Annotated in this window: 1 protein-coding gene; it reads right to left on the reverse strand. The window is 41.8% G+C overall.

Annotated elements, in window-relative coordinates:
- Nucleotides 1–8: 8 nt before the first annotated feature.
- Entirely contained in the window at nt 9–1,205 is a 1,197-nt protein-coding gene (locus MiSe_RS49160; RefSeq protein WP_226594839.1) for an RNA-guided endonuclease InsQ/TnpB family protein, read from the reverse strand.
- Nucleotides 1,206–1,279: the final 74 nt, after the last annotated feature.

Below are 1,279 nucleotides of genomic sequence, written 5' to 3' on the forward strand. Positions count from 1 at the left end.
CTGCCTTCCTAAACGTGTGTAAACGTGTCGATTACTTGGATTACTCCAAGTACACCGCAAACTGATAACAGTTTGTGTGGCTCTAGCCGAGCAAGGAACCTCAGTAGTATGTTTCGAGCGCTATTAGCATCTCGGTCAATCACTAAACCGCATGAAGGGCATTTATAGGTTCGCTTGTATAGGGGCATATCTTGGGAATGTCCACAGCGGTGACAAGTCTTGCTGGTGTTGCGTTCACTAATGATGTGTAGTGACTTTCCACTCAACTCACACTTATACTTGAGCATTTCTACAAATGGATATAATCCCCAGTCTGCAAACACTGCCCTGTTCCGTTTTCTGTTATCAGACTTGATCACCATCTGTCGCACTGACAGTTCACCTATAACCACAGCACTTTCAGCCAGTTTGTAGGCAATCAGGCAAGATGCCTTATGGAGAGAGTCCTTGAGTTTGTTCCGTTTCTCTTGAGAAACGCGCTTGTAGACATTACTCAGGTAACAGTAACGCCTAGAACCTTTCTTGCATTTATCACGTTTTGAGCGGATTTTGTCTAGCTGTCGATTGAACCATCTGTAACCTTTGAATCCTCCTATGGAATAACTTTTGCCTTGCTCATTGACTCCACTAGCTAGAGTCTTCATGCCTAAGTCAAAAGCCACTGTGTTATCCGATTGATTTTCGGCTGGATTTTTTTGATAGACAAATGAGCAGTAGTAATTGCCTCTAGCATCACGAGTTACTGCTACTTCTTTAAACGTTAATGGCGGTAACTCAGTCAACTTGGCTACAATATTATAAAATGTTTTGTTTTTTCCTTTTCCTCCTGTCGGTAAGACAATTTGTAGACCCTCTACTTTCAAATAAGTTGCTGGGTAGCAAAGTGTGAAAAATTGATGACTTGGTCTAAATCTAGGAAAGCCTGGTTTCTCTCCCTCATGTACTCGCTTGTAGAAAGCCTGCATTGCCTTGTCTATCCTGAAATAAACCTCAGCCAACAGCTTTCCATAGACTTGATTGAGTTCTAAGTCATATTGCTTACTGTCGTGCAAACTCTTCTTTGCTTCATAAAGTTTCCATTTCTCTCCATTGCGAAGTCTGCCAATCCACCAGTTGTACAACCCTCTGCACTTGGCTTGCATGAACTCCAAAGTTTGAGCGTCAGTTTGGCTGATGATAATTTTTATCTTTTTGCAAAGCAGCATTTTTAATCACCTTTTTCTCTGACTTCAACCCGTAAAGTATCCTGGCTTATAGCTCTCCATCATAGAGACATTTT

It is taken from the genome of Microseira wollei NIES-4236 (assembly GCF_020521235.1).
Taxonomy (GTDB): domain Bacteria; phylum Cyanobacteriota; class Cyanobacteriia; order Cyanobacteriales; family Aerosakkonemataceae; genus Microseira; species Microseira wollei.